The organism is Clostridia bacterium, assembly GCA_036562685.1.
Classification (GTDB): Bacteria; Bacillota; Clostridia; order Christensenellales; family DUVY01; genus DUVY01.
In genome coordinates this window covers 1-4,918 of sequence record DATCJR010000100.1, presented here as the reverse complement: position 1 = coordinate 4,918, position 4,918 = coordinate 1, and the positions used below count along the sequence as shown (strand labels likewise).

The 4,918-nt window shown below is 35.6% G+C and carries 6 protein-coding genes and 4 tRNA genes; all 10 read left to right on the top strand.

Annotation, left to right across the window (positions count from 1 at the left end; all coding sequences use genetic code 11):
• Positions 1-109: 109 nt before the first annotated feature.
• The 10 genes from hisB (at position 110) to VIL26_04715 (ending at position 4,500) form a co-directional block, all read left to right on the top strand.
• Positions 110-691 (top strand): imidazoleglycerol-phosphate dehydratase HisB, encoded by a 582-nt coding sequence (gene hisB / locus VIL26_04760; protein HEY8390243.1) that lies wholly within the window; start codon positions 110-112, stop codon positions 689-691.
• Complete coding sequence (hisH, locus tag VIL26_04755) at positions 688-1,290, top strand: imidazole glycerol phosphate synthase subunit HisH (protein HEY8390242.1); 603 nt, start codon at positions 688-690, stop codon at positions 1,288-1,290. Before hisB ends, hisH begins: the two co-directional genes overlap by 4 nt.
• Entirely contained in the window at positions 1,291-2,013 is a 723-nt protein-coding gene (gene hisA, locus VIL26_04750) for a 1-(5-phosphoribosyl)-5-[(5-phosphoribosylamino)methylideneamino]imidazole-4-carboxamide isomerase (protein ID HEY8390241.1), read from the top strand.
• Entirely contained in the window at positions 2,007-2,765 is a 759-nt protein-coding gene (gene hisF, locus VIL26_04745) for an imidazole glycerol phosphate synthase subunit HisF (GenBank protein ID HEY8390240.1), read from the top strand. Before hisA ends, hisF begins: the two co-directional genes overlap by 7 nt.
• Positions 2,762-3,433 carry a bifunctional phosphoribosyl-AMP cyclohydrolase/phosphoribosyl-ATP diphosphatase HisIE gene (gene hisIE / locus VIL26_04740; GenBank protein ID HEY8390239.1) on the top strand — a complete coding sequence of 224 codons (672 nt, stop codon included), beginning with the start codon at positions 2,762-2,764 and terminating at the stop codon, positions 3,431-3,433. The genes hisF and hisIE overlap by 4 nt, the downstream gene beginning before the upstream one ends.
• 138 nt (positions 3,434-3,571) lie before the next feature.
• Positions 3,572-3,647 (top strand) — tRNA-Val (locus VIL26_04735).
• A 36-nt stretch (positions 3,648-3,683) separates the two neighbouring features.
• Positions 3,684-3,758: transfer RNA gene (locus VIL26_04730), tRNA-Gly, on the top strand.
• 7 nt (positions 3,759-3,765) lie between these two features.
• A tRNA-Cys gene (locus VIL26_04725) sits at positions 3,766-3,840 on the top strand.
• Positions 3,841-3,879: 39 nt separating this feature from the next.
• Positions 3,880-3,967, top strand: a tRNA-Leu gene (locus VIL26_04720).
• A 410-nt stretch (positions 3,968-4,377) separates the two neighbouring features.
• On the top strand, positions 4,378-4,500 hold the full coding sequence (locus VIL26_04715; protein HEY8390238.1) for a hypothetical protein: 123 nt from the start codon (positions 4,378-4,380) through the stop codon (positions 4,498-4,500).
• Positions 4,501-4,918: the final 418 nt, after the last annotated feature.

The following is a 4,918-nucleotide window of genomic DNA, read 5'->3' as shown; positions in this document are numbered from 1 at the left end:
ATAAAAAGCAACTTAAAAAAGTAAAAGATGACATTATTAATCTAAGTAACTGCGAAGGCTTACAGGCTCATGGAAACTCTATTAAAATTAGATTCGAAGAGGATGAACAATGAAAAGAGCAGGGGAACTCAAAAGAACTACCAAAGAAACGGATATTTATATAAGCCTTAATTTGGACGGTGAAGGAAAAAACGATATTGATACAGGAATAGGCTTTTTTGATCATATGCTTGAATTATTTGCTGTTCATGGCAATTTTGACCTTACCGTAAAATGTAAAGGTGATTTGAAAGTAGATGGGCATCATACGGTAGAAGATGTAGGCATTGTGTTAGGAAAATTAATCAATTCATTGTTAGGTGACAAAAAGGGAATAGCCAGATATGCCGAAAAAACTATCCCTATGGATGAAGCTCTTATAAGAGCTGTTATTGATGTCAGCGGACGTCCTTTTTTGGCTTGCGACCTTGACTGCTCAGGCATTATAGGGAACTTCGAAGCAGAATTGGCTGAGGAGTTTTTTAGGGCTCTTTCGACCTACGGAATGTTTACTCTGCACCTAAATAAGCTGGCTGGGAAAAATATCCATCACATCATAGAAGCGGCTTTTAAGGCTGTTTCTAGGGCTTTAAGCGCAAGTGTTGTTATCGTGTCTGATAAGATTCCGTCTTCAAAAGGTATTATTGAATGAAAATTGCTATTATTGATTATGGGATGGGAAACCTGCGAAGCATCCAAAAAGCTTGTGAATTTTTAGGCTTTAACTCCTGTATCACTTCCAAAAAAGAAGATCTTCAGAACTATGACAAAATCATTTTACCAGGTGTAGGTGCTTTTAAAGATGCGATTAATTTGCTGCAACAAACAGGACTTGACCAGGCAATAAAAAGCAATGTACTACAAGGCAAATATTTGCTGGGGATTTGTTTAGGGCATCAACTGTTGTTTGATGTAAGCTTTGAAGATGGGCGATATGAGGGTTTAGGGCTTATAAAAGGTGAAATAATCAAGTTTGATAATCCCAATTATAAAATTCCGCATATCGGGTGGAATAGTCTTGAAATAAAAGATGATTTGATATTTAAAGATGTGCAAGATAATTCAATGGTTTATTTTGTGCATTCATATTATGCAAGTTGTTCTCAAAATTTTGTAATAGCATATTCTGATTATTGCGGACATAAATTTACAGCAGCGGTAAGAGAAAAAAATATCCTAGGAATGCAATTTCATCCCGAAAAAAGCGGTGAAGTTGGACTTAAAATACTAAAAAATTTTGGAGAGTTATGAATGATTGTTTTTCCTGCCATAGATATAATGGACGGCCAATGTGTAAGGCTTGTTAAAGGCGATCCAAACCAAAAAACGGTTTATGGAAATCCTTTGGAAAAAGCATTGGAATTTAAAAAAGCAGGAGCTGAATTTTTACATATTGTTGATTTGAACGCCGCTTTTGATAGTAACGATAATAGCAATTCTGATGTTATTAAAGACATTATCCAAACTGTAAACATTCCGGTTCAAATCGGTGGTGGCATTAGAAGTTTGGATGATATTGCTTATAGGCTTGAAATACTAAAAGCTGATAGAGTGATTTTGGGAACAATAGCTTATACCTCGTCTGAAATTTTAAAAGATGCGGTAAAAAAGTACGGTCCAAAAATTGTAGTCGGCATGGATGCAAAAGACGGATTCTTGGCTGTTAAAGGCTGGCAAGAAATTACAAAAAAGAATATTCTTGATATGGGAAAAGAACTAAAAGATTTGGGAGTGCATACCGTATTATTTACAGATATAAGCAGAGACGGTAATCTTCAGGGAATCAATATTCAAAAAACGATAGAAATTCAAAATCAATGCGGGCTTAATGTTATTGCCAGCGGCGGCGCAAAAGATATGGATGATGTCAATAGACTTTGCGAAGCTGGTGTTTATGGCGTGATTTTGGGCAAGTCATTGTATGAAAACAAGATTAATCTTGTTGAGGCAATTAACAGGAGTAAGTCATGTTGACCAAAAGAATAATACCATGTCTTGATATTCATCATGGCAGAGTAGTAAAAGGCGTTAATTTTGTCAATTTGGCTGATGCAGGCGATCCAGTAGAACTTGCCAAGTTTTATAACCAAGAGGGCGCAGACGAGATAGTTTTTTTGGATATATCAGCATCCAATGAAGGGCGCAAAACCATGGTAGATGTCATAGCGCGGGCAGCGGAACAAGTTTTTATACCGCTTACAGTAGGAGGGGGCATAAGAGAACTTGAAGATTTCAGGGTGTTGTTAAATGCTGGTGCAGATAAAATCAGCATAAATTCAGCAGCCTTCAAAAACCCTGATTTAATAAAACAAGCTGCGGTAAAATTTGGTTCTCAGTGCGTGGTTTTGGCTATCGACGCCAAAAAAAACGCAGACAATGGTTACGATGTTTATCTTAACGGCGGACGGCTGAATACAGGGACTGACGCAATTGAATGGGCAAAAAAAGGAGCTAGTCTTGGAGCAGGAGAATTGCTTGTAACCAGTATGGATGCCGACGGTACAAAAAACGGTTATGATTTAGAATTGCTAAAACGAATAACAGATGCAGTTAAAATTCCTGTTATTGCAAGCGGCGGAGCAGGTGAAATGATTCATTTCAAGCAGGCGTTAAAAGACGCTAACTGTGATGCTGTTTTGGCTGCTTCACTTTTTCATTATGGGATTATGAAAATAAACGATGTAAAACAATATTTATATAAAGAGGGAATTCCAATAAGGCTATGAATAATGAAATTGATGTTAATATATTAAACTTAATAAAATTTGATCAAAACGGACTTATTCCTGTGATCGCTCAAGACGCTTATACAGGTGAGGTTTTGATGCAGGCATATATGAATAAAGAAGCATTGGATCTGACGCTTAGCACCCAAAAAGCACATTATTTTTCACGTTCAAGAAATAAGCTTTGGCTAAAAGGCGAAACAAGTGGTTGTTATCAAGAAGTCGTTTCAATAGCGCTTGATTGTGATTATGACAGTATTTTGCTTAAAGTTGTTCAGCAAGGAAATGCTTGTCATACAGGGAAATATTCTTGTTTTTTTAATACTTTGCAAGAATTTAGACAGGTTTATAATTCTCAAATACTTTATAAGGACATTAAAACCATAAAAGACAGAAAAATCAATCCTAAAGAAGGCTCATATACCACATATCTCCTGGAAAACGGCACAGATAAAATATGCAAAAAAGTAGGGGAAGAAGCCTCAGAAGTCATTATCGCAGCCAAAAACACCAGTGATGATGACTTGGCTGGAGAGATAGCCGACCTTTTTTATCATACACTTGTACTAATGGAAGACAAAGGTATAGATATAGAAAATGTTTTTAAAGTCATGGATGAAAGAAGCAAACGCAGTCGTTCGCGTACTTATCCGACAAAAACTAAATGACATTTTATATTAAAATGATATATAATGTTTATATAATAATTTCCAAAATTTTTTTAAAAAACATAGGCAGATAAGGGCTTTTTGGGCGTTGAAATTGTTGCATTTTTCGCAACAATTTGGTATATTAATAAAACGTTCGGGAGCTTAGCTCAGCTGGGAGAGCATCTGCCTTACAAGCAGGGGGTCACAGGTTCGATCCCTGTAGCTCCCACCAAAATGCATAGCTTCCAGCGTGTATGTAATGGAGTATGCGGCAGTAGCTCAGCGGTAGAGTGTCGCCTTGCCAAGGCGAATGTCGCGAGTTCGAATCTCGTCTGCCGCTCCAGACATAAGGCACCATAGCCAAGCGGTAAGGCAGAGGTCTGCAAAACCTTTATTCCCCAGTTCGATTCTGGGTGGTGCCTCCAATAAAATAACAAATCTGAAATATTGGATTTGTTATATTTGCCGAAGTGGCGAAATGGCAGACGCAAAGGACTTAAAATCCTTCGGAGGTTAAACTCCATGCCGGTTCGAGTCCGGCCTTCGGCACCAAATTTATAGTTATTCAATAATTGATAATTTTAAAGCAAAAAACCACTATATAGAGTGGTTTTTTTTATTTTCTAAAATTTTTAGGTAAAATTAGGGTACAAAATCTAAATAACTGTTTAATTTTTCTATTGATTGTTGCATTTTTGCCTTATATAAATGTGAATAATTTTTTATAACCTTTTCTTCAATATTCCCAATTAACTCTGCCACAGCTTTTGTAGAACAATCCATATAGTTATGAGCATTGATGCATAACTATGGCGAAAGCAGTGCATTTGAATAATCTTTTTTAGAAAAAATCCTAACTTCACCTGGTCTTTGCACCTGTAAAAAACATAAAATTAAACATAGTATTCCATAGAATATCATCTTTTGAAAATTTTTTAAATTCATTAATTAAAAAATCTCTTTTGCTAATAGAATTTGTGCATTTTGGTACTTTGATCGTTCTTAATAAATTTGGTATATCTTCAGCTAAGAAGAGGGGAACAGCTTGTTCAGCAATAATGTTTAACGGTGTTTGTGCTGAATAATAATATATGATGGTATTTTAAATTTGAATAAAGACAAAAAAAATAGAGAACTATTTAGCACGCATGGGCTGCAATTGCCCACTCCACTAAATATCTCTAATATTAATAATATTATATGAATATTATATGCGAAAATTAAAAAAAGTCAACACAAAAAACAAAAAAAGATTAAAATTTTCTTTATCTGAAATAGCTGGTAGATGAACCAACAAGTAACGATAACGGCGCTATCGATTATGATGGAAGTTTTTTCTTGACAGGCGGAACCTTAGTCGCAGTTGGCTTATCTGATATGCTTCAAAAACCCACATCAATCAATGTGTATAGTTTAACGCTTGTAATGTATCAAATAAAAGATTCAAAATACCTATTTGACATATGACGGAACACCGCTTATGAATGATTCTGTTTGGATTTC

Bases quoted from the DNA above. Each gene is read 5' to 3' on its own strand.
- hisA (HEY8390241.1), top strand. From the start codon at position 1,291: ATGATTGTTTTTCCTGCCATAGATATAATGGACGGCCAATGTGTAAGG.
- hisB (HEY8390243.1), top strand. From the start codon at position 110: ATGAAAAGAGCAGGGGAACTCAAAAGAACTACCAAAGAAACGGATATT.
- hisIE (HEY8390239.1), top strand. From the start codon at position 2,762: ATGAATAATGAAATTGATGTTAATATATTAAACTTAATAAAATTTGAT.
- hisH (HEY8390242.1), top strand. From the start codon at position 688: ATGAAAATTGCTATTATTGATTATGGGATGGGAAACCTGCGAAGCATC.
- hisF (HEY8390240.1), top strand. From the start codon at position 2,007: ATGTTGACCAAAAGAATAATACCATGTCTTGATATTCATCATGGCAGA.